The organism is Pseudomonas vancouverensis (assembly GCF_004348895.1).
Lineage (GTDB): Bacteria > Pseudomonadota > Gammaproteobacteria > Pseudomonadales > Pseudomonadaceae > Aquipseudomonas > Aquipseudomonas vancouverensis.
On record NZ_RRZK01000024.1, the window covers coordinates 1 to 21,811 of the forward strand.

Below are 21,811 nucleotides of genomic sequence, written 5' to 3' on the forward strand. Positions count from 1 at the left end.
ATTTCTTGACGACCATAGAGCGTTGGAACCACCTGATCCCATCCCGAACTCAGAAGTGAAACGATGCATCGCCGATGGTAGTGTGGGGTTTCCCCATGTGAGAGTAGGTCATCGTCAAGATTAAATTTCGAAACCCCAATTGCGAAAGCAGTTGGGGTTTTGTTTTTGGCCGCAGGAAAGTCTCTGCTGCTCAGGCACAATTTTGCACAGTTATTTTCGGCCCATGACACTAGAATGGGGCTTACTTTTTCAGAGTCAGAGCGCTTATGCCGGATCCGGTTGACGCCCCCGGGCTGTCAGAATTACCACTCGAAAATCTGGTCGCCTGTCATGAGTGCGACCTCCTGATGCGTAAACCCGAACTTGCCCATGGCGAAAAAGCCCTGTGCCCGCGTTGCGGTTACGAACTCTATGCCCACCGCCACAACGTGGTGCAGCGCAGCCTCGCCTTGGTTATTGCCGCGCTGCTGTTGTACGTTCCCGCGAACTTTTTACCCATCATGCAACTCAATCTGCTCGGGCAGACTTCTCAAGACACTGTCTGGAGCGGTGTTGTCGCGCTTTTTGACACCGGCATGCAAAGCGTTTCAGTGATCGTGTTCCTGTGCAGCATGGCGATCCCGCTGCTCAAGCTGTTGTGCCAATTGGCCGTATTGCTGAGCATCCGCTTTGATATCGGACGCAGCTATGGCTTGTTGCTCTATCGCATTTATCACCATATACGCGAATGGGGGATGCTCGAGGTTTACTTCATGGGCGTACTCGTTGCGATCGTCAAGCTGGCAGATATGGCAGCCATCACGGTGGGCCTCGGGCTCACGTGTTTCATTGGCTTGTTGTTGATTCAGGTCTGGTTGGAGGTCGTGATGTCGCCTCACCAGATCTGGCAAGCGTTATCAGGAGAGGATGCCCATGCGGGCGATTGATGCAGGCATTCTGATTTGCAAGGAATGTCATGAATTGAACAGGCAGGAAGCTGATAGCGATGAGCAAGTCTGCACACGCTGCGGAGCGTTGGTGCATGCCCGCAGCCCGAACAGCCTGGTACGCACCTGGGCATTGCTGATTACCGCTGCCATTCTGTACATACCGGCGAATTTGTTGCCGATCATGACCGTGAACTCCCTGGGCAAAGGTTCGCCCAGCACGATCATGGCCGGTGTCATCGAGTTGATTCACTACGGAATGTTCCCCATCGCGGCGGTAGTGTTCATCGCCAGCATTCTGGTGCCCACATTCAAACTGGTGGGCATTGGCTTGTTGCTGTTTTCGGTGCAGCGCCGGCAGCCACTGTCGGCGCGGCAACGCATCTGGATGTACCGCTTCATTGAATTCATCGGCCGCTGGTCAATGCTCGATATTTTTGTGATTGCCATCCTTGTGGCAGTGGTGAATTTCGGGCGGCTTGCCAGCATCGAGGCCAATCTTGGCGCCATCGCGTTTGCCTCTGTAGTGATCCTGACGATGCTTGCCGCTGTAACTTTCGATCCCCGACTGATTTGGGATAATACGGAGTCGGACGACGACCATGACTGATCTGCCTGTAGCAAAAACCCGCCCCGCCTCGAACTGGTCCGCCATTTGGGTGTTACCTCTGATCGCCTTGATCATTGGTGGCTGGCTCGGCTGGCGTGCCTACAACGAGAATGGCATCGAGATTCAGGTGCGCTTTGAAAGCGGCGAGGGCATTCAGGCCAACAAGACCGAGGTGGTCTACAAGGGCATGTCCGTTGGCAAGGTCAAGAGCCTCAAGCTCGATGACGAGGGCGATTCCAAAGGCGTGATCGCCACCATCGAAATGAACAAAGACGTGGAACCCTACCTGCGTACCAGCACGCGCTTCTGGCTGGTCAAGCCCAGCGTGACGCTGGCCGGTATCACTGGTCTCGAAACGCTGGTGTCAGGCAACTACGTCGCGGTCAGCCCGGGTGAAGGTGAACCCGTTCGCAAGTTCAAGGCGCTGGCCGAAGAACCGCCGCTGTCCGATGCCAAGCCCGGTCTGCACCTGACCATCAAGGCCGATCGCCTGGGCTCGCTGAACCGTGGCAGTCCGGTGTTCTACAAACAGATCAAGGTCGGCCAGATCAAGAGCTACGTGCTGTCGGAAGATCAGAGCACCGTCGAGCTCAAGGTTTTCATTGAACCGACCTACGCCAAACTGGTGCGTAAACACACACGCTTCTGGAACGCCAGCGGCATCAGCATCGACGCCAACCTGTCGGGGGTGAAAGTGCGCAGCGAATCCCTGGCGAGTATTGTCGCCGGTGGTATCGCGTTCGCCACACCAGAGAATCGCAAGGACAGCCCGCCAACCGACCCAAGCCTGCCGTTCCGCCTGTATGAAGATTTCGACGCAGCTGCGGCTGGCATCAGGGTCAAGGTCAAGCTCACTGACTTCGATGGCTTGCAGGCCGGACGCACACCGGTGATGTACAAGGGCATCCAGGTCGGCAGTCTGAAAGCGCTGAAGGTCGATCCGGATCTGTCCGGGGCTACCGCCGAGCTGACGATGGACCCGCTGGCCGAGGACTATTTGGTCGAAGGCACGCAGTTCTGGGTGGTCAAACCGTCGATTTCTCTTGCCGGTATCACAGGGCTTGAAGCACTGGTTAAAGGGAACTACATCGCGGTTCGCCCTGGCGACAAAGGTTCGGCACCGCAGCGCGAGTTCGTCGCGCGGCCCAAGGCACCACCACTGGACCTGCGGGCACCTGGCCTGCACCTTGTGCTGTTCACCGATAATCTCGGTTCGCTGGAAGTCGGCAGCCCGGTGCTCTACAAGCAGGTCAAGGTCGGCTCGGTACAGAGCTATCAGTTCTCACGCACCAAGAAGCAACTGATCATCGGCGTGCACATCGAGAAGGAATACGAAGGTCTGGTCAATGCCTCTACGCGCTTTTGGAACGCCAGCGGCATCACGCTGACGGGCGGCTTGACCGGCGGCATTCAGGTCAAGAGCGAGTCGCTACAGAGCCTGATGGCGGGCGGGATTGCCTTCGATACGCCGTTGGCCAAGGCGCCGTTGCAAAAGCGGGTGCCGCGATTCCGCTTGTTTGCCAACCACGAAGACGCAACGCAAAAGGGCGAAGTGATCACCCTCAAGCTTGATCGCGCCGATGGTTTGCGCGCCGGGACGCCGATTCGCTTCAAGGGGCTGGATGTCGGCAAGGTTGAAGATGTCGACCTCAGCGACGATCTGCAATCGGTGCTGCTGACCGCACGTATTACCGAGGTGCCAGACCGAATTGCTCGAGTGGGCAGCCAGTTCTGGGTGGTCAAGCCTGAGCTTGGGCTGATCAAGACGTCCAACCTGGAAACGCTGGTCACGGGGCAATACATCGAAGTGCAGCCGGCCACGAAGAACCAGGGGCCGCAGAAGAGCTTCACGGCATTGGCCAGTCCACCGGAACTGAGCAAACGGGAAGAGGGCTTGAGCCTGGTGCTGAGCGCCGCCCGTCGCGGCTCGCTGAAGGCGGGTGTACCGGTCACTTATCGTGAAATCACGGTGGGCAAGGTCACGGGGTATGAGTTGGGTCAGACCGCCGACCGGGTGCTGATCCACATCCTGATCGAACCGAAGTACGCGCCCTTGGTGCGCAGTGGCACGCGCTTCTGGAACACCAGCGGCTTCGACTTCGATGTCGGGCTGTTCAGAGGCGCAACGGTACGCACTGAATCCCTGGAAACCATGATTCAGGGTGGTGTCGCTTTCGCGACGCCGGATGGTGAACGCATGGGCACACCGGCGCGACCGGAGCAGACCTTCGCACTGTTCGACAAGTTTGAGGATGAATGGCTGACCTGGGCGCCGAAGATTCCACTGAACAAGTAAGGACGCCATCGCTGGCTTGCCAGCGAGGAGGCCATAACACTCAGGGAACATCCGAAGCCCACAAAAAAGGCCGCGATCCATTGGATCGCGGCCTTTTTCATGCCTTCAGATCAAGCTTCAGACCGCATCCAGCTCCGGCTCATCCGCTTGTTCATTGACGGTCGCCTTCACCTGATCGTGACGACGGATGTACTTCCAGTCCGCTTCGTCGATGTAGATGCCGGCCGGGCCGCTGCCGCCTTCCAGGTCGATGGCGACACTGGCGCAGACCTGCGGCTTCACACTCGCCAGGATCGGCACGAAGCCCAGTTGCAGGCTGGTCTCCAGCAGTGCGGCCTGGTTCTTCTCGTCGATGTCCGCCGCCTCGTCGAGGTAGTACGGCAGGCGCACGCGACCGGCCTGGTCGCGGTCCATCAAGTGCAGCAACAGGTACATGTTGGTCAGCGCCTTGATGGTCATGGTCGTACCGTTGGACGCCGCGCCATCGATGTCGGTGTGGATGACCGGCTGACCGTTGACCTTGGTGATCTCGAACGCCAGCTCGAACAGGTCCTTGAGGCCCAATTGGTTGTGGTTCGCTGCCACCAGGCGCGCCAGGTACTCCTTGGCCTCTTCGTTCTTGTTGTCCTGCTCGGCACTCTGGCTCAGGTCGAACACGGAGAGGGTTTCGCCTTCTTCGTACTGGCCGGCGCTGTGGATGATCTGGTCGATGTGCTTGAGCGCCTCCTTGTTCGGCGCGAGCACGATGCGGAAGCTTTGCAGGTTGGACACCTGACGTTTGTTGATCTCGCGGTTGAACAGTGCCAGTTGATGCTCGAGGCTGTCGTAGTCGCTGCGGATGTTGCGCAGAGTCCGGGCGATGTCGGTGACCGCCGCCCGGCGGGCCTTGCCCAGGGTCAGCGCCTCATCGGTGCGGTGCGCATAGGCGTTGATCAGCAGGGACAGGCGACGCTCCATATCGTCTTCGCTGTCGAACTTGGCCACGCCCTTGAGACGAACCTGGGCGTACAGCGCTTCAATCTGCCCGTCGGCCCGCAGCAGGCCTTGCCAGCTGTCCTGGTAGTCGTTGAGCAACGGCAGCAGGTTGTCCATGGAATCGTCGATCGGGTCCATGAACGGCGTGCCGAACGGCAGGTCGGCCGGCAACAACTGACGGCGACGCAGGGCGTCGTCGAGGGTGCGTTGCTTGGCTTCCATGTCGCCGATCTGCCGGCCGACCAGTTGCAACTTGGCCGACAGTTGCTGGACGCGTTCGGTGAAGGCATCGCTGGAGCGCTTCAGTTCGTCCTGGGCGGCCTCCATCTGCGCGAGCTGTTCCAGCTTGTCGCCTTCCTCGGCGCTCAGGGTCTGTGCGCGGCGGAAGTCTTCCAGGGCCTTCTGCGCGTCCAGCACTTGCTGGTACAGCGCTTCGGTCTGGGTTTTGCTGGCGGCGCGGTCGGCGGCCACGGCTTGCTGGGTTTTCAGCTGCTTGAGTTCTTTGTCCAGACGCTCTTTCTGGTCGCGCAAGGCTGCGCGATCCGCCAGCGCCTGCAAGGCCGGCGGTTCGATGTGCGAGATGTCGATGGACAGCCCCGGCACTTCGAAACGCTCGCCTTTGAAGCCGTCGAGGATCAGCTCCACGGACTTCACCCAGTCGCCGTTTTCGTCGAGCATGATGCCGTGCTCGCCCAGCGGCAGGCTGAACAGTGCGCTGTTGAACAGGCGCATCAGGCGCTCGACATCCTGCTGCGAGAACTCTTCGCGCAGACGGGCGTAGCTGTTGTTGTCGGCGTGATCGAGTTGCTGCTTGACCGATTTCAGGCGTTTTTCCAGGTCGCGCAGGCGCTCTTCCAGATCCTCGGCACTGAACTGACGCGACTGCGCCAGCGCACCGGCGAGTTCGTCGTGAGCATCCTTGGCGGCCAGCAGTTGCTGTTCCAGAACCTTGACGTCCTCGACCAGGGCGAAGCGATGCTTGAGGACCGACAACTCGCCGAGCCAGCGCTGGATACCGGTGATTTCCCGCTCCAGGCGCATCAGTTCTTGGGTGCCGCCGCGCTGGTCGTTCTGCAGGGCATCCTGTTCGTTGCGGTAATGCTCGGCCTGGATGGTCAGCTCTTCCTTGCGGGCACTGGCGTAGTCCGACCAGGTGCCCAGCAGGGAATCGAGCAACGGCGAGATGCGGTGCAGTTTGCCGCGCAGGATGTCCCGTTGTTTCACCCCGTTGGCCAAGGCCTCGACCAGCGGACCGGCGGCGACCAGCGAGTTGTAGTCCTGCTCCATGCGGCGGACATCGCGGAAGGCTTCTTCGCAGGCGGCGATGTAGTCGACGCTGCCGGAACGCAGGCTGTGTTCGAAGGCGTCGAGAAACAGTTGCTTGAGCTTGGCCGCGGTGATTTCACGCATGTGCAGCAGGTTGATGAACAGCGCGCGGAAGGTCTTCAGGCTCTGCTCGCTGGTCGAACGCAGCGGGATCAGCGTCAGGTCCAGCGGAATCGACGTGTGACCACCGACCAGCAAGCGACGCAGTTCATCCGGCTTGAGCTCGTAGGCTTTCAGGCCCTCGCGCTCAAGGTTGGTGAACAGTTCTTTCTGACGCAGGCAGGTGTCGTTCTTCTGGTAATGGGCCAGGTCCAGCTTGCCGGCGTAGGCAAAGAACTGGTGACCGAAACCACCGCCGGGGCCGCGACCGACCACGCCTATCACATGAGGACCGTGGGGCAGATTGACTTCGACAAGGATGTAACTGGTGTCGGAAGCGAAGTAGAAGCGCCGCGACTGCTCCAGGCTGTACTTGCCGAAACTCATGTCCGACATGCGCGCCAGGATCGGGAACTGCAAGGCGTTGATCGACGCGGATTTACCGAGGTTGTTCGCGCCGTAGACCGACAGTGGTTCTTCCAGCGGGAACAGGCCGAGGCTGTAGCCGGCCGTGTTCAAAAGGGCAAAGCGGCGGATGCCGTAACGTTCCTTGCTCATGCGTCGAGCTCCTGTTCTTCGGCGATGGCGCGGGCCAGGGCGTCTTCTTCGCTTTCCTCTGCAAATTCGGCGAGGTCGAGCGGGTCATCGGTGTGCAGCAATTTTTCGTCGCTGTCTTCGTCGATCAATACTGGCGCTGGCAGAGGCAGCTCGCTGTGCAGGCTGGCGGCCAGATCACGATCCTGCTGGACCGACAGGCAGACATCGAGGAAGCGGTGCATCGGCGGCAGAAACCGGTACACGCCGTTTTCTTCGCCGGCGAAACCGAGCTGGGTCATGCGGCGCATGATCTTTTCTTCCAGCTCATCCTGGGTCTGAACTTCGGCCTGGATGAACAGGTCGCGGTACTTTTCCAGCAACGAGGGCAGTTCGTCGCGACCGAGGCTGCCGCCGTCGAGTACGGCAATCGGGTCGCGGCCCTGGTCAGCCAGGTGCTCAACCAGAATGAAGGTGAACAGCGCCAGACGCTGGGCGGTCTTGTTCACCGCGGCGGCGGCGAGATCCGGCACGAAGTAGTAGAAACCACGGGTGTCGCAGACCAGCTCAAAGCCCAGAGCCTTGAACAGCGTGCGGTACTGGTCCTGGAAGTTCGACAACTGTGCATACAGCTCAGGATCGCGGCGGCTGACGTGATAACCCTTGAACAGCTCGCGAAAGATCGGTGCCAGCTGAGACAGTTCGGAAAGATCAAGATGCATTTGGGATGCTCGCAGAATTCTCGGCGGCGTCATCGCTGACCGAGAGCAGGGCGAAGGAGCGCAGGCTGACCTGGTGCTCGTGGGTGTGGTACTCGCGGCGTTCGAGACGCTCGCGCTTGAAGCGTTTTTCCCGCGACAGACGCGAGAACCAGTAGAGCAATTCGTCGGTGGCGCCGTCCGGTTCCTGCTCCAGTAGCCAGGTCATCAGGTCCGGCATCGGCAGGGCGTCTTCGCAACGTTCGAGCATCTCCCGAACCGTACGCGGCGCACGGGGCGCATCGCCGCCCTTGTGGGTCTTGTGGGCCTTGGGGAAGCGTGCCGGTTTCGGCTCGAAACGGGCCAGGGCATAGACGTAGGCTTCGACCTGGCTGGCACTGCCGAGAAAGGTGCTCTGCGGCCGGGTGAACAGCGGCATGGCGGCTTGCGGCACGGCGTCGATGCCCTTGCGACGGATCATCGACAGGGCCAACGCGGCACCACGGGTGACGGCGTTATGGCGACGGGCTTCTTCGCGCAACGGCAGCAGCAGTTCCCGGGCGTGACGCAAGGTCAGCTGGGCGCTGGTCTGCATTTCGAGGATGCGCGCGTGGGTGCGCAGCAGCATGTCGTCATCGACCAGATGGCCGAGGCGCTGCTGTTCGCTGAGCATCTTCAGCAGCACCGTTTCGACCTTGCGCACGCCTTGCTCGAAGGCGCCATCGGCGTTGACCAGATCGATCATCGGCTCGACGTATTCGTCCCAGGTCGCCAGCACTTCAGCGTAACGCTGGCGCAGGGGGATCTGTCGGTCGCTGGTCTTGGCCCGTTCGGCCACGGCCACCAGGGCCTGTTCGTCGTTATCGAGTTTTTTCAGTACGTCGCGTACGCGCATGTCCAGCAGGCGCAACTGGCGTGCCAGATCATTGCCATCACGGATGTCGAACGCGTCCTGGATGTAACCGGCCAGACGTTCGAGGTGGCGCAGGTAGGCTTCGATCTCCAGGCACAGGCCCAGTCGGTGTTCACGGCGCAGATAAGCGAGGAAGTCGTGAATCTGCGCATTGAGCTCGAACCGGTTCGGGCTTTTCGCCACGGGAACCAGGATGTCGAGGCGAATCCACACGTCCAGCAGGCTGGTGATGTCCTGCGGCGTACTGTCGAGTTGCTGGGCGGCCAGTTGCGTGCGCAGTTCGTTGAGGCTCAGGGTGCCTTGGTCGAAGTGCTCGCACAGTGGCTCCAGAAGTGCCCAGTGTTCAGCGAGGGCGCGCAAGACGCGCTTGGGTTCGATCATCGGAATGGCCGGCTGGTTGGCGATAAAAGCCGCGATTGTACTTCATCGAAGGCGTGTCGATTCACTCTCGGGACGGGCTGTTGTTTTTTCTATCACAACGTCGATTGATCGACAGCGCGGGCGATCTTGCGCGAACGGCGGTAGAATCAGCTCACTTTAGTTATCCACAAGTGGCCGACCTTTGCTTATCGAGTCCCGCCGTCGCGCTTATTTGAACGCCATGCAGGTGGTCAATTGGCTGCCGCGCACCGAATTGCCCTTTGCCGCGCCTTCCCGGCCAGAGCTGCTGGAGATGCCCGAGCCGGCTGTTGTCGCGCCCGTGGTGCCGGCACCTGCGGCTGAAGCGGCCGTGGCGACTGCGGCACCCGTGGTAAAACCGGCGGAGCGGGTCAAGATCGAAGTGCCGCGGCCTTCGCTGGCCAGCACCCGCACCGGGGCCAAACCGGTGGAAGAGGCCGACGAGGCACCGGTGGTGGTCAAGGCGCCGGTCGTGCCGCCACCGCGTTTTGCCTTGCAACTGCTGCGCGCCGGACGTTGCCTGCTGCTGGTCGAGTTACCCACAGGCGAGTCGTTCCAGACCCGTGATCCCGCTTACCTGCTGCTCAAGGACATGTTGCGCGCCGCCGGCCTGCCAGACAGCCCGCAAATCGTCGGCGAACCGGTGCGCTGGCCGCTGCTGGTGCGGGGCAACATGGATCAGGGGCCTGACGCGGCCCGCGACTTCGTGCAAGGCTTCCTCTCTGTGCGCATGGAGGAAGCACCGTGTGTCTGCCTGTGGCTGATCGGCCTGCCCGCCGTGCGTTTTGCCGGGGAAGCCAACGCCGAATCCTTCAACCGCGAACTTCAGATCGAAGGCCTCGGCTCTGCCTGGGCCTTGCCGGGCCTGGAACTATTAATGGAAGAGCCACAGCGTAAGGCTGATGTCTGGCAAGCCATGCGTCGGCTGATGGCGCGCTGGAAAGAATCGAATGAGTGATGCTGTGTCGTTCCGCCCGATGACCGAGGCGGACCTGGAAAACGTGCTGAAGATCGAATACGCGGCCTACAGCCATCCCTGGACCCGCGGGATATTCCTCGATGGCCTGGGCAAGTACCAGATCTGGCTGATGTTCGAAGGCCAGCAGCAAGTGGGCCATGGTGTGGTGCAGATCATCCTCGACGAGGCGCACCTGCTGAACATCACGGTCAAACCGGAAAACCAGGGCCGCGGCCTGGGGCTGACGTTGCTGGAGCACCTGATGTCGATCGCCTACAAAGCGGATGCACGGGAGTGCTTCCTGGAAGTGCGCGACAGCAATACCGCAGCCTTCAAGCTGTATGAGCGCTACGGCTTCAACGAGATCGGCCGGCGTCGGGATTACTACCCGGCAGTAGGCGGGCGTGAAGATGCCGTCGTTATGGCCTGCACCTTGGTTGATTAAGGGTTAAAGCTTTCGCGAGCAAGTCCGCACACACAACGCGGTGTACGACTCAAAATCTGTGGGAGCGAGCTTGCTCGCGATGGCGTCTGAACAGGCACTAAAGATCTAACGCTTACCATCCATCGGATCCCGCCGCGCCAGCTCCGCTTCGTCCAGGCCGTTGCCACCGCCGATATCATCTTCATCGACGATACTCAAATCCCAGTCCGCGCGGTTATCTTCACCGGCTTCCCGGGCGTCCCGCGCACCGTCTTCGCGGATCAGCGTTTGCGGGCTCATGTCGTCGTCGGTCGGTTCATGGTCAGCGGTCGAGGCGCCGGTCATGCCGGCTTCACGCACACGCTGGCGGGGCATCAGTTGCTCGCGCTCCTTGTCGGGCAATTCGTCACCGATCTTGGCACTCGGTTCGTCGGCATCGAAATCCAGCTCATGCACCGAGCCCATGCGATCTTCGTTATCATCGATGGGCTCGGGCTGCACCGCATCGAACGGACGTCGTGAATCAGTCATGGCAATTCCTCATACTGTGGGCCTTACTTAGGTGGACCCACCAGGCTGATGAGAATTCCACCGGCATGGCGCGCCAGACCTGGCATCCGGGTATCTGCACTTTCCGCGTGACCCCGACGGGCGGTCGTCTGTCAAAACAGCGCATCATTCTCGAGGCTTCATTGCATGAACGAATTACAAGATCTGATTGATAACAACGAGCGCTGGGCTGCTGCGATCAAAGAAGAAGATCCTGACTTCTTCGCCAAGCTGGCCCGCCAACAGACCCCGGAGTATCTGTGGATCGGCTGTTCCGACGCCCGCGTGCCGGCGAACGAGATTGTTGGCATGTTGCCCGGCGACCTGTTCGTACACCGCAACGTGGCCAACGTGGTGTTGCACACCGACTTGAACTGCCTGTCGGTCATCCAGTACGCCGTCGATGTGCTCAAGGTCAAACACATCCTCGTCACCGGCCACTATGGCTGCGGCGGCGTGCGGGCTTCGATGCAGGATCGCCAGTTCGGCCTGATCGATGGCTGGCTGCGTTCGATTCGCGATCTTTATTATGAGAAACGCGAAGAGTTGGCCCAATACGCCACTGAAGAAGAGCGCGTGGACCGCCTCTGCGAACTCAACGTGATTCAGCAAGTGGCCAACGTCGGCCATACCAGCATCGTGCAGAACGCCTGGCACCGTGGCCAGAGCCTGTCGATCCACGGCTGCATCTATGGCATCAAGGACGGTCGCTGGAAGAGCCTCAACGCGACGATCAGCGGTTTCGAACAACTGCCGCCGCAGTACCGTCTGCGTCCGATCGACCCACAGTAGGCCAGCGACCAGATCGCTAAAGACAACGGTCTTCGCCTGTCATGGCTGACGGGCGAAGACCGTTGGTCGTTTTCGGACGCTGAGTGAACTCAGGTCGGGAAGTGCAGGGCATTGGTCAGGTCGCCCATGGGCGTTTGCCCGCGGGCGATCATCGCGTCGTCGCGCTGCTTGAGCCCGTCGAGTTTCTCCAGCTGGAACACCCGGGTGATCAGGCGCAGGATCGACGCCGTGTCATACACCGTATGATCGACGGTGCCTCCGCGGGAAAACGGCGATACCACCAGTGCCGGTACCCGTGAGCCCGGTCCCCAGCGATCCCCCTTGGGCGGGGCGACGTGATCCCACCAGCCACCGTTCTCATCGACAGTGACGATCACCACCATGTTTTTCCACTGCGGACTGTCTTGCAGCACTTTCAGTGCGCGCACGATGTGCCGGTCCCCGGATGCTACGTCGGCGTAACCGGCGTGCATGTTGAGGTTGCCCTGGGGTTTGTAGAAGCTCACCGCTGGCAATTTTCCCGCTTCGGCATCGGCGAAAAAACGGTTGGTGCTCGATTCGTCTCCCAGCCCGCCATCGCGCAGGCGCTTGTTGCGCTCTTCCGGATGCTCGGGGCCCTGGCGGGTGAAGTAGTTGAACGGTTGATGGTGATACTGGAAGTTGGGAATCTTCGGAATGCCCCCGGAATCCTTGTACTGATCCAGCGTCGCTTGCCACGCACCGGCGTACCAGGCCCAGTTGATGTTCTTCTTCGAGAGCTTGTCGCCAATGTGCTCGTGGTTCTGAGGAACCATGACATTGGGCAGGTCCGGTTTTGAGTAATCCGGACGCTGCGGGTCGCGAATCCAGGTCGGCCAGTACGGTGGAGCGAGGGTGTTGACCCCGTAACCATCCGGCGTCAGTGCGCTGGGGCCGAATTGCGGCGGGCCGGTCATGGCACTGGCGGGGGACTTCTCCAGCGGTTTGAGGCGCGGATCGGCCGGGTCGTCGCTTTGCAGCGTGGCGATTTGCGTCTTGGCCACCGAATTGGCCGCGTCCGGGTAGAAAGGCGCGGTGGCGCTGATCAGGTATTGATGGTTGAGGAACGATCCGCCGAAGGCGCCCTGAAAGAAATTGTCGCAGAGCACGAAATCCCGGGCGACGTCCCATAGCCGCAGGGAGTAGCGACTCTGTGCGTAGTGACCCATGGTCAAGCCACCGGAGTCGGCCCAGGCAACAAAGCCGTCATTCTTGCCGCCATTGATCTGCATCTGGTTTTGATAGAACACGTGCCACAGGTCGCGAGTGACCAGACCGAGTGGCAGGTCTTCCGCATTCGGCCCCTTCAACGCGAACGGCGCATTGGGCAGGTGTTCCTGGAATTGGGTCTCGTTGGGGTACGTCACGCCGTCGAGGGTTTGCGGACCGATCTGCAACACACCGCCCCAAACCGGAGGCAAGGTCTGCAACAGGCTGCCATCGCGATCGCGCTGCTGATAGTCGGCGGGCGTGAGTGCCGACAGCGGTTTTTCAACGCCCGGGAAATCACCGAACAGGTTATTGAAGCTGCGGTTTTCGGCGTAGATCACCACCACAGTCTTCACGTGGTCCTGAAGGGCTTGGTCCAGTTCAGCGGGTGACAGGGGACGTTCGGCGGTTTTGTCTGAATCGTTACTTTGATCGCCATGGGCACTGAGGGCCACACCGGCGCCGAGTACGGCGACGCCGCCGAGGAAGCGGCGGCGACTGGTGTCTACCGGGTGGTCGGATTCGGGCGAGGGTGCTTCGGTGCCGTCTGTTTCGTTGCTCATGTCGAACCCCGTTTCAATCGAATTGTTTCGATATATTTCGGCCGGACGCTAGCAAGGGATTGTGACAGGCAGGTGACAGCGCAAACCCTGTGGGAGCGAGCTTGCTCGCGATAGCGCTTTGTCTGTCACATCAACTCTGGATGTGCCGCCGTCGTCGTGAGCGGGCTCGCTCCCATAGGGAACAATGCCATCAACCCGAGACGGTCAAGGCATCACTGGCGGTGTATAGGCCAGCGTCGTCCCCAATGCCCACAGCAGAAACAGCACCAGCGGCGTGTGCACCAGCAATTGCACGAACGAGAAGCCGATCAGGTCCCGCGCCTTCAACCCCAGCACACCCAGCAACGGCAGCATGTAGAACGGGTTGATCAGGTTCGGCAGGGCTTCGGCGGCGTTGTAGATCTGCACCGCCCAACCGAGGTGATAGTTCAGATCGGTGGCCACTTGCATCACGTACGGTGCTTCGATGATCCACTTGCCGCCACCGGACGGAATGAAGAAGCCGAGGATCGCCGAGTACACGCCCATCAGCAGCGCATAGGTGTCGTGGGAGGCGATGCTGACGAAAAAGGTCGAGATGTGATGGGCCAGGGTCTGGGCATCGGCGCCCTTGACCGTGGTCATCAGCGCGGCAATGGAGCCGTACAGCGGGAACTGAATCAACACGCCGGTGGTGGTCGGTACCGCGCGGGACACCGCGTCGAGGAAGCTGCGCGGGCGCCAGTGCAGCAGCGCACCGACCATGATGAACAGGAAGTTGTAGGTGTTCAGGCCGGAGATCGCACTGATGGCCGGTTTGGTCGAAAACTCATGGAACAACCAGCCGGCCGCCAGCAGCACCAGCAGGATGATCAACAGCGGGCTGTGTTCCAGCCACTCGCCCGGACGCGTACGCGGTTGCAGCGGTGGCAGATTGAAACTCGGGTCGACGCCGCACGCCTCGGCGTCACGGGCAGTATTCGGGCCGGGGGCGGTGGCGTAGGCGATGATCAGCGAGATGACGATCAGGGCCAGCAGCATTACCCCGGATTGCCAGAGAAAGATGGTTTGGGTGAACGGAATCACCCCGGTGATCGACAGGATCGACGGTGGCAGGCTGGCCGGGTTGGCCTGCAACTGCGCGGCGGACGACGACAGGCCCAGGGCCCACACCGCGCCAAGCCCCAGGTAGGCGGCGGCGCCAGCGGCGCGGTAGTCCATCTTCAGATCGGTGCGACGGGCGAGGGCGCGTACCAGCAAGCCGCCGAACACCAGCGACAGACCCCAATTGAGCAGCGAGGCAACCATCGAGATCAACGCCACCCAGGCCACGGCGGAGCGGCCGTTTTTCGGGATTTTCGCCAAACGATCGATCAGCTTCACGGCCGGTGGCGAACTGGCCACCACATAACCGCCGATCACCACGAAGGCCATCTGCATGGTGAAGGGGATCAGGCTCCAGTAACCGTCACCAAAAGCCATCGCGGCGTCGGTGGGCTTGGCACCCATGGCCAGGGTCGCGAGGGCGACGATAATCACCGCCAGGGCGGCAAACACCCAGGAGTCGGGGAACCAGCGTTCGGCAAAACTTGAGCAACGCAAAGCAAAGCGGGCAGAGCGGCTATCTTCGATATCAGCGGCCACGGGGGTACCTCGGATTTTTTATGTTTGTTGTGGTCTTCGGGGCGACTCGGCCCGTTCGGACAGACGCCAACATTAATTCAACCGGACTTATTTTGTGACCTTGTTTTACGGCTATGGGACTTTGGTCTAACGGGTTGTCCCCCGACGTTTTTGCGTAGACCATGGGCGCCTTGGTTTTTGCCTGTGCCAGAGTGCTTTTCATGACTGCCAACACCGACACGCGCCCGGCGCCGTTCAGCCGCTCGGACTACAAGACCCTGGGGCTTGCCGCCCTCGGCGGGGCGCTGGAAATCTACGACTTCATCATTTTCGTGTTCTTTGCGCTGACGCTGAGCCAACTGTTCTTCCCACCGGAAATGCCGGAGTGGCTGCGCCTGCTGCAAAGCTTCGGGATCTTCGTCACCGGTTACCTGGCGCGGCCATTGGGCGGCATCCTGATGGCGCATTTCGCCGACCGCCTGGGCCGCAAGAAAGTCTTCAGCCTGAGCATCCTGATGATGGCGCTGCCGTGCCTGCTGATCGGGATCATGCCGACCTACGCGCAAATCGGCTATTTCGCTCCCTTGCTGCTGTTGGCCCTGCGGATTCTGCAAGGGGCGGCGGTGGGCGGCGAAGTGCCCAGTGCCTGGGTGTTCGTCGCCGAACATGCGCCCGCCGGCCATCGCGGTTACGCACTGGGCTTTTTACAGGCGGGGCTGACGTTCGGCTATCTGATAGGGGCGCTGGTGGCGACCTTTCTGGCGCAGATTTTCACCCCGGAGCAAATACTCGATTACGCCTGGCGTTATCCGTTCCTGCTCGGCGGTGTTTTCGGCGTGATTGGCGTTTATCTGCGCCGCTGGCTGAGCGAAACCCCGGTGTTCATGGCCATGCAGACCCAGCGCGAAACGGCTGTCGAATTGCCGTTGCGCACGGTGCTGCGTGAACATCGCCTGGCCATACTGCCGGCGATGATCCTCACCTGCGTACTGACTTCGGCGGTGGTGGTGTTCGTGGTCATCACCCCGACCATGATGCAGAAAACCTTCGGCATGACCGCCAGCCACACCTTCGGCCTGAGCGCCTGGGGCATTGTGTTCCTGAACATCGGTTGCGTGCTTGCCGGCCTGCTGGTCGACCGGATTGGCGCCTGGCGCACAGTGATGCTGTACAGCCTGCTGCTGCCGTTGGGCATCGCCGTGTTGTACGGCTGCCTGATCCTCGGCGCTGAGTGGATCGGCCTGGCCTACGCGTTGGCGGGGCTGGCCTGCGGCGTGGTGGGCGCGGTGCCGTCGGTGATGGTCAGCCTGTTTCCGCCGCGAATTCGCGTGTCGGGCATTTCCTTCACCTACAACATTGCCTACGCCGCCTGGGCGAGTGTCACGCCGCTGTTGTTGATTGGCTTGATGCCTTGGAGCCCATGGATCTGCGTGATCTTCTGCGCGGTGATGGGCGCCGTGGGCGTGGTCAGCGCGGCGTATTTCGGCGCGCGGATGCCTCATGTTGGCAACCGTCGTGCGGCGCCCTGTGTGTGAAAGACCTGCTCAACGTGAGCCCCGGACCTGAGGCCTTGTTCAGGTCCGAATGGCCCGACCTGACAGGCCTCGAACTATTTTTTCAGGACAATCTGAAACTCGCTTAAGAAAATGTCTACGAGGCCGATGGTTAGGCTGCATGCCGCTTTCCATTCCTGTCCATCGGTACTTTCCTCATGTTCAATAAACGCTTGAAGCAGGAGCTGTCGGCTCTTCGTGAAGAACTCTCCAGCCTCCAGCAGGTGCGGGACAGCCTGGAAAGCGAAATGCTGGTGCTGACCCTCGACACCGATGGCCGGGTGCAGTCGGTGAACCAGAACTTCCTCGACGAGATGCACTACAAGCGCACGGACCTGGTCGGGCGTCATATCCATGACATCGTCCCGGAGCATGTGAAGAAGGATGAATTTCAGCTGCGCTTCAACAATGCGCTGACCCGTGGCGAACACTTTGCCGGCGCCGTGCGATTGTTGCGCGGTACGGGCGAAGAAGCGTGGTTGCGTTCGATTGTGCAACCGGTGCGCTCGGCACAAGGGCGCATCCAGCACTTCTCGATCTTCTCCAGCGACCTGACCCGTACCATCGAATCGTCCCGGGAACACGAGAACCTGATCGGCGCGCTGGTGCGCTCGACGGCGGTGATCGAGTTTGACCTGAACGGCATCGTGTTGACGGCCAACGACCGCTTCCTCAATGGCATGGGCTACAGCCTGGCGCAAATCAAAGGCAAACATCACCGCATGTTTTGTGAACCGGCGGAAGCCAGCAGCGCCGAATATCAGAACTTCTGGCGTCGGCTCAATGCTGGCGAGTACGTGGCGGCCCGTTTCAAGCGAGTCGACAGCCACGGGCGTTCGGTCTGGCTGGAGGCGTCCTACAACCCGGTACTCGATGCCAATAACGTGCTGTACAAAGTGGTGAAGTTCGCCACCGTGATCACCGATCAGGTCAACCAGGAACAAGCGGTCGCCGAAGCTGCCAACATTGCCTTCAGCACCTCCCAGCAAACCGACCAGACCGCGCAACGCGGCAACACGGTAGTGACCCAGGCTGTAGAGGTGATGCGTGACCTGGCCAAGCACATGCAAACCGCCGGCGATGGCATCGAGGCCTTGAACGAGCAGTCGCTGGTGATCGGCACCATTGTCAAAACCATCAGCGGCATTGCCGAGCAGACCAACCTGCTGGCGCTCAACGCGGCCATCGAAGCAGCTCGTGCCGGTGAGCAGGGGCGCGGGTTTGCCGTGGTCGCCGATGAGGTCCGGCAACTGGCTTCACGTACCAGTCAGGCCACCGACGAAATTGTCGTGGTGGTGCGCCAGAACCAGGAGATGGCACGCAACGCCGTGGCCTTGATGACCGACGGCAAACTTCAGGCCGAGCAGGGGCTGGCGCTGGCGGCGGAAGCGGGAACAGTGATCGTCGAGATCCAGGACGGCGCGCAGAAAGTGGTGAATGCGGTGGGGCAGTTCGCCAATCAGCTCAGCAGCTGATTGTTGTCCGCCTCCAGGGTGGTGAGCCTGCTGGCTGCCACCTTTGTACGATGGCGTTACAATCGCCTCTTTGCCCAGGAGCAGACTTCATGAGCGTCTCCCATCGCCGCCCGGTGCCCTTGTCCAAGGCCTATCGTTTGCTCAACCACGGGCCGACCGTGCTGGTCAGCGCTGCCCACGACGGTCAGCGCAACATCATGGCTGCCGCCTGGGCGATGCCGCTGGATTTCGAGCCGCCGAAAATCGCCGTGGTCCTCGACAAGTCCACCTGGACCCGACAACTGCTGGAGGCGTCGGGGACCTTTGTGCTGAACGTACCTTGCGCAGCCCAGGCCGACATCGTGCAAACCGTCGGCTCGACCTCAGGTCTGGAGCTGACCCAGGAGCAGGGCCGGGACAAGTTCGACACCTACGGCCTGCAGGTGTTTACCGGTGAGCAGGTCGAGGCGCCGATGCTCGAAGGCTGCGTCGCCTGGCTCGAATGCCGGCTGTTGCCGGAGCCCGGCAATCATCAGCAATACGACCTGTTCCTCGCCGAGGTGATTGCCGCCCAGGCTGATGAACGTGTCTTCAGCGACGGTCGCTGGCACTTCGAGGGGCAAGACGCCTTGCGCACCTTGCACCATGTGGCGGGCGGTCATTTCCTTAAGATCGGCGATCCGGTGGACGGCAAAACCTTGCAGCCGTAAGCCGGTCGAGGTTCAAACCCACAGATTATTCTCGGCGGTGCGCTCACCGCCCTCGGCACCGGTGTTGAGCACGCCCTTGGGTTCAATCAGCAGGAGTTTCACTTCCTGTTCGGCGTAGGGTTTGTGCTCGACGCCTTTGGGCACCACGTACATTTCCCCGGCATTGATCAGCACGTGGCCATCGCGAAAGTCGATGCGCAACTGGCCCTCGATCACGATGAAGGTTTCATCGGTTTCGAGGTGGTCGTGCCAGATGAAATCGCCCAGCAGCTTCACCACCTTGAACTGATAGTCGTTCATTTCGGCGATGACCCGCGGCGACCAGTGCGCGTCGATCCGGGCGATTTTTTCAGCGAAGTTCAGGCTTTGATAAGTGCTCATGAGGCGACTCCTGTGGTTAGTCCTGGGGCAACCATAACCAGCCTTGCGAGACGCTTCTTGTACGATCGTGTGTCGCTCAGCGGCGCTGCATTTTCAGCCAGCGAGCGGGTGACAGGCCGTAGGTTTTGCCGAACTGCCGGGTCATGTGGCTCTGATCGGTAAAGCCGGCGATCAGTGCCGCGCTGACCAGCGACTGGCCCTGCACCAGCAGCGAACGGACCAGATCGAGGCGGCGCATCGTCAGGTAGCGGTAGGGGCTGGTGCCGAACAGCAGACGGAAGTCCCGCGACAGGCTCCAGCGATCACGACCGCTGTGTTGCTCCAGCTCATCCAGCGTCACCGTGCGGTCCAGGGCACTGTGAATGTACTCGCGGGCACGCTGCGCCGCCAGGTAATCAAAGCTCGCGTTCGAGGTGGAAACACCTGACACCGTGCTCAACGCCTGTGCCAGGTCGAACAGGGCATCCTGCTCTTCCAGCGGGTCGAGCGGCACATCGAGGCTGCGCAACAACACGGCCGTAGCGGCGAACAGGCGCGGGTCGCCCGACAAGCCGGTCTTGATGAAAGGCAGTGGCTGACCGCCGAGCATCTGCTGGATCAGCGCCGGTTGGATGTACATCATCCGGTACTGGAACCCTGATTCGGTGCCGGCCTCGCCGTCGTGGGCTTCGTCAGGGTGCAACACGATGGTCCCGCCCGGCAGGCTGTTGCGCCTGCCGCCGTGGTACAGAAAACTCTGCACGCCCGCCAGGGTGTGACCGATGGCGTAGGTGTCATGGCGGTGCAGGCTGTAACCGTGGCCGGCAAAAAACGCTTCGAACCGCTGCAGCCCGCCGACATCGGGGGCGCGGTGGAACCAGTCATTTCGGGGCAGGGGCTTGGCCATGGCGAGGGTTGTCTTGAGGCGTGATAGGTCACACGTTAACCCAGTGAGCGAGTGCCTGTCTGCTGTCCGACAGGCGCCTTACGGAAGTAGAAAACCGAGGACAAATGTTGCAATGTGTCGGGCATTCTCTGGCTCCAGGACGGCACCCTGATGGACGGCTCCTCTGTAAATTACTTCGCCCCCCTGTTATCGCTGGCGCTGTTGTGGACCGTGGCCGTGGTGACGCCGGGGCCGAACTTCTTCAATACCGCGCAAGTGGCGGCCAGTTGTTCCAGGCGCCATGGTGTGGTCGCAGCGATGGGGATCGCCACCGGTACGGTGCTCTGGGGGCTGGCGGGAGGCTTGGGGATCAAGTCACTGTTCAATGCAGCGCCAACGTTGTACCTGGCGTTCAAGATCGCCGGTGGGTGCTACCTGATCTATCTGGGCCTCAAGCAATTCAAACGCAAACCGCCACGTTCTGCGGGCAATAGCGGGGAAGTGGCCGGGCGCACCCTGTGGTCGGCTTACGTCCAGGGGCTCGCGGGCAACATGACCAATCCGAAATCGGCGTTGTTCGTGGCCACGATTTTCGCCGCCGTCATGCCGGCATCGCCATCGCCGACGCTGCTGGGGCTGGCCGTGCTGACCATGTCGACGCTGTCGTTGAGCTGGTATTGCTGCGTGGCGTTGCTGTTCGCCAGCCGTCGCGTCGCAGGAGTCTACGAACGCTCGCGGACCTGGCTGGACCGCTTCGCCGGCAGCTGTTATCTGTTGTTCGGGGCGCATCTGGTGGCCAGTCGCTGAGTACTTTTCGCATTCATTAGATCGAGGCTGTTCATGAGCAAGTTGCGCGTGGGGATTATTTTCGGGGGCCGTTCGGCCGAGCATGAGGTGTCGTTGCAGTCGGCGAAAAACATCGTCGATGCCCTGGACCGTTCACGCTTCGAACCGGTGCTGATCGGCATCGATAAACAGGGCCACTGGCACCTCAACGATCCTTCGAACTTCTTGCTCAACCAGGAAAACCCGGCGCTGATCGCGCTCAACCAGTCCAACCGCGAGCTGGCGGTGGTGCCGGGCAAGGTCAGCCAGCAACTGGTGGAAACATCGAGTCAGGAGCTTTTGGGGCACGTCGACGTGATCTTCCCGATTGTCCACGGCACCCTCGGCGAGGACGGTTGCCTGCAAGGCTTGCTGCGCATGGCCGACCTGCCGTTTGTCGGCTCCGATGTGCTCGGCTCGGCGGTGTGCATGGACAAGGACGTCAGCAAGCGCCTGCTGCGCGATGCCGGGCTGCCTGTCACGCCTTTCGTGACATTGAATCGCGTCAACGCCGCGCGCATCACCTTTGCCGACGTGCAACGCCAGCTCGGCTTGCCGCTGTTCGTCAAACCGGCGAATCAGGGATCGTCGGTGGGGGTGAGCAAGGTCACGGACGAAGCCGAATTCACCGCGGCAGTGGAACTGGCCTTCAGTTTCGACAGCAAGGTGTTGATCGAGTCCGCCGTCAGCGGCCGTGAAATCGAATGCGCGGTGCTCGGCAACGAAGACGCCATCGCCAGCGGTTGCGGCGAGATCGTGGTGCGCAGCGGGTTCTATTCCTACGACAGCAAATACATCGACGACACGGCGGCGCAAGTGGTGGTGCCGGCCGACATCAGCCCTGAAGCCAGTGAGCGCATTCGGACCATGGCCGTCGAGGCTTTCCAGGTGCTGGGTTGTTCCGGGTTGGCACGGGTCGATGTGTTTCTCACTGACAGCGGTGAAGTGCTGATCAACGAGATCAACTCGTTGCCGGGCTTCACCCGCATCAGCATGTACCCGAAGCTGTGGCAGGCGGCGGGCATGACCTACAGCGAGCTGGTCACGCGTTTGATCGAGCTGGCGCTGGAGAAACACCAGGCTCGGCAGGGGTTGAAGATCAGTCGAACCTGAACATCGCATCTGCAGAAAA

The 21,811-nt window shown here is 61.0% G+C and carries 18 protein-coding genes, 1 rRNA gene and 2 pseudogenes; 13 read left to right on the forward strand and 8 right to left on the reverse strand.

Going from position 1 to position 21,811, the window contains the following annotated elements:
• The first annotated feature begins 4 nt into the window (after window positions 1–4).
• The 4 genes from rrf to EIY72_RS17505 all read left to right on the forward strand — a co-directional run bounded on the left by rrf (window position 5) and on the right by EIY72_RS17505 (window position 3,832).
• Window positions 5–120, forward strand: a 5S ribosomal RNA gene (gene rrf, locus EIY72_RS17490).
• 146 nt (window positions 121–266) lie between these two features.
• Window positions 267–926, forward strand: coding sequence for a paraquat-inducible protein A (locus tag EIY72_RS17495; RefSeq protein ID WP_093230251.1), 660 nt, complete (start codon window positions 267–269; stop codon window positions 924–926).
• On the forward strand, window positions 913–1,536 hold the full coding sequence (locus tag EIY72_RS17500) for a paraquat-inducible protein A (protein ID WP_093230254.1): 624 nt from the start codon (window positions 913–915) through the stop codon (window positions 1,534–1,536). Before EIY72_RS17495 ends, EIY72_RS17500 begins: the two co-directional genes overlap by 14 nt.
• Entirely contained in the window at window positions 1,529–3,832 is a 2,304-nt protein-coding gene (locus EIY72_RS17505; protein WP_093230257.1) for a PqiB family protein, read from the forward strand. The genes EIY72_RS17500 and EIY72_RS17505 overlap by 8 nt, the downstream gene beginning before the upstream one ends.
• Before the next feature lie 117 nt (window positions 3,833–3,949).
• Here the strand turns inward: EIY72_RS17505 and mksF are convergent, their stop codons facing one another.
• Genes mksF through mksB form a run of 3 tightly spaced genes read right to left on the reverse strand, consistent with a single transcriptional unit; the run spans window position 3,950 to window position 8,758 of the window.
• Window positions 3,950–6,790, reverse strand: a complete 2,841-nt coding sequence (mksF, locus tag EIY72_RS17510; RefSeq protein ID WP_093230260.1) for an Mks condensin complex protein MksF — start codon at window positions 6,788–6,790, stop codon at window positions 3,950–3,952.
• Window positions 6,787–7,488 carry an Mks condensin complex protein MksE gene (gene mksE, locus EIY72_RS17515; protein ID WP_093230262.1) on the reverse strand — a complete coding sequence of 234 codons (702 nt, stop codon included), beginning with the start codon at window positions 7,486–7,488 and terminating at the stop codon, window positions 6,787–6,789. Before mksE ends, mksF begins: the two co-directional genes overlap by 4 nt.
• The gene (gene mksB / locus EIY72_RS17520; protein ID WP_093230265.1) at window positions 7,478–8,758 is read right to left on the reverse strand and encodes an Mks condensin complex protein MksB; all 1,281 of its coding nucleotides are present in this window, start codon (window positions 8,756–8,758) and stop codon (window positions 7,478–7,480) included. Before mksB ends, mksE begins: the two co-directional genes overlap by 11 nt.
• A gap of 220 nt (window positions 8,759–8,978) precedes the next feature.
• Between mksB and EIY72_RS17525 the strand changes: the two genes are divergently transcribed.
• Window positions 8,979–9,734 (forward strand): energy transducer TonB, encoded by a 756-nt coding sequence (locus EIY72_RS17525; protein WP_093230268.1) that lies wholly within the window; start codon window positions 8,979–8,981, stop codon window positions 9,732–9,734.
• Entirely contained in the window at window positions 9,727–10,179 is a 453-nt protein-coding gene (gene rimI, locus EIY72_RS17530) for a ribosomal protein S18-alanine N-acetyltransferase (RefSeq protein ID WP_093230271.1), read from the forward strand. The genes EIY72_RS17525 and rimI overlap by 8 nt, the downstream gene beginning before the upstream one ends.
• A 105-nt stretch (window positions 10,180–10,284) precedes the next feature.
• Here the strand turns inward: rimI and EIY72_RS17535 are convergent, their stop codons facing one another.
• Window positions 10,285–10,689, reverse strand: coding sequence for a serine kinase/phosphatase (locus EIY72_RS17535; protein WP_093230274.1), 405 nt, complete (start codon window positions 10,687–10,689; stop codon window positions 10,285–10,287).
• A gap of 165 nt (window positions 10,690–10,854) precedes the next feature.
• Between EIY72_RS17535 and can the strand changes: the two genes are divergently transcribed.
• Entirely contained in the window at window positions 10,855–11,499 is a 645-nt protein-coding gene (can, locus tag EIY72_RS17540) for a carbonate dehydratase (protein ID WP_093230277.1), read from the forward strand.
• Window positions 11,500–11,588: 89 nt separating this feature from the next.
• Here can and EIY72_RS17545 read toward each other — a convergent pair whose 3' ends face one another.
• On the reverse strand, window positions 11,589–13,289 hold the full coding sequence (locus EIY72_RS17545; RefSeq protein ID WP_132680157.1) for an acid phosphatase: 1,701 nt from the start codon (window positions 13,287–13,289) through the stop codon (window positions 11,589–11,591).
• 204 nt (window positions 13,290–13,493) lie between these two features.
• A complete protein-coding gene (locus tag EIY72_RS17550; protein WP_093213570.1) occupies window positions 13,494–14,912 on the reverse strand; it encodes a short-chain fatty acid transporter in 1,419 nt (472 codons plus the stop codon).
• A gap of 200 nt (window positions 14,913–15,112) precedes the next feature.
• Here EIY72_RS17550 and EIY72_RS17555 point away from each other — a divergent pair, with 200 nt between their 5' ends.
• From EIY72_RS17555 to EIY72_RS17565, 4 genes and pseudogenes are all read left to right on the forward strand, one after another.
• The gene (locus EIY72_RS17555; RefSeq protein WP_093213575.1) at window positions 15,113–16,426 is read left to right on the forward strand and encodes an MFS transporter; all 1,314 of its coding nucleotides are present in this window, start codon (window positions 15,113–15,115) and stop codon (window positions 16,424–16,426) included.
• A 266-nt stretch (window positions 16,427–16,692) separates the two neighbouring features.
• Window positions 16,693–17,331, forward strand: a pseudogene (locus EIY72_RS30360) (PAS domain-containing protein); the annotation flags it as partial.
• 150 nt (window positions 17,332–17,481) lie between these two features.
• Window positions 17,482–17,919: pseudogene (locus EIY72_RS30365) on the forward strand (methyl-accepting chemotaxis protein); the annotation flags it as partial.
• A gap of 89 nt (window positions 17,920–18,008) precedes the next feature.
• A complete protein-coding gene (locus EIY72_RS17565) occupies window positions 18,009–18,608 on the forward strand; it encodes a flavin reductase family protein (RefSeq protein ID WP_093213584.1) in 600 nt (199 codons plus the stop codon).
• 12 nt (window positions 18,609–18,620) lie between these two features.
• On the opposite strand, the gene EIY72_RS17570 is transcribed toward EIY72_RS17565, so the two are convergent.
• Both EIY72_RS17570 and EIY72_RS17575 read right to left on the reverse strand, forming a co-directional pair.
• Window positions 18,621–18,989 (reverse strand): cupin domain-containing protein, encoded by a 369-nt coding sequence (locus tag EIY72_RS17570; protein WP_093213587.1) that lies wholly within the window; start codon window positions 18,987–18,989, stop codon window positions 18,621–18,623.
• Window positions 18,990–19,065: 76 nt separating this feature from the next.
• The gene (locus EIY72_RS17575) at window positions 19,066–19,875 is read right to left on the reverse strand and encodes an AraC family transcriptional regulator (RefSeq protein WP_093213592.1); all 810 of its coding nucleotides are present in this window, start codon (window positions 19,873–19,875) and stop codon (window positions 19,066–19,068) included.
• 150 nt (window positions 19,876–20,025) lie between these two features.
• On the opposite strand from EIY72_RS17575, the gene EIY72_RS17580 reads away from it, so the two are divergent.
• Both EIY72_RS17580 and ddlA read left to right on the forward strand, forming a co-directional pair.
• Complete coding sequence (locus EIY72_RS17580) at window positions 20,026–20,661, forward strand: LysE family translocator (RefSeq protein WP_093213597.1); 636 nt, start codon at window positions 20,026–20,028, stop codon at window positions 20,659–20,661.
• A 33-nt stretch (window positions 20,662–20,694) separates the two neighbouring features.
• Window positions 20,695–21,792, forward strand: coding sequence for a D-alanine--D-alanine ligase (ddlA, locus tag EIY72_RS17585; protein WP_093213601.1), 1,098 nt, complete (start codon window positions 20,695–20,697; stop codon window positions 21,790–21,792).
• Window positions 21,793–21,811: the final 19 nt, after the last annotated feature.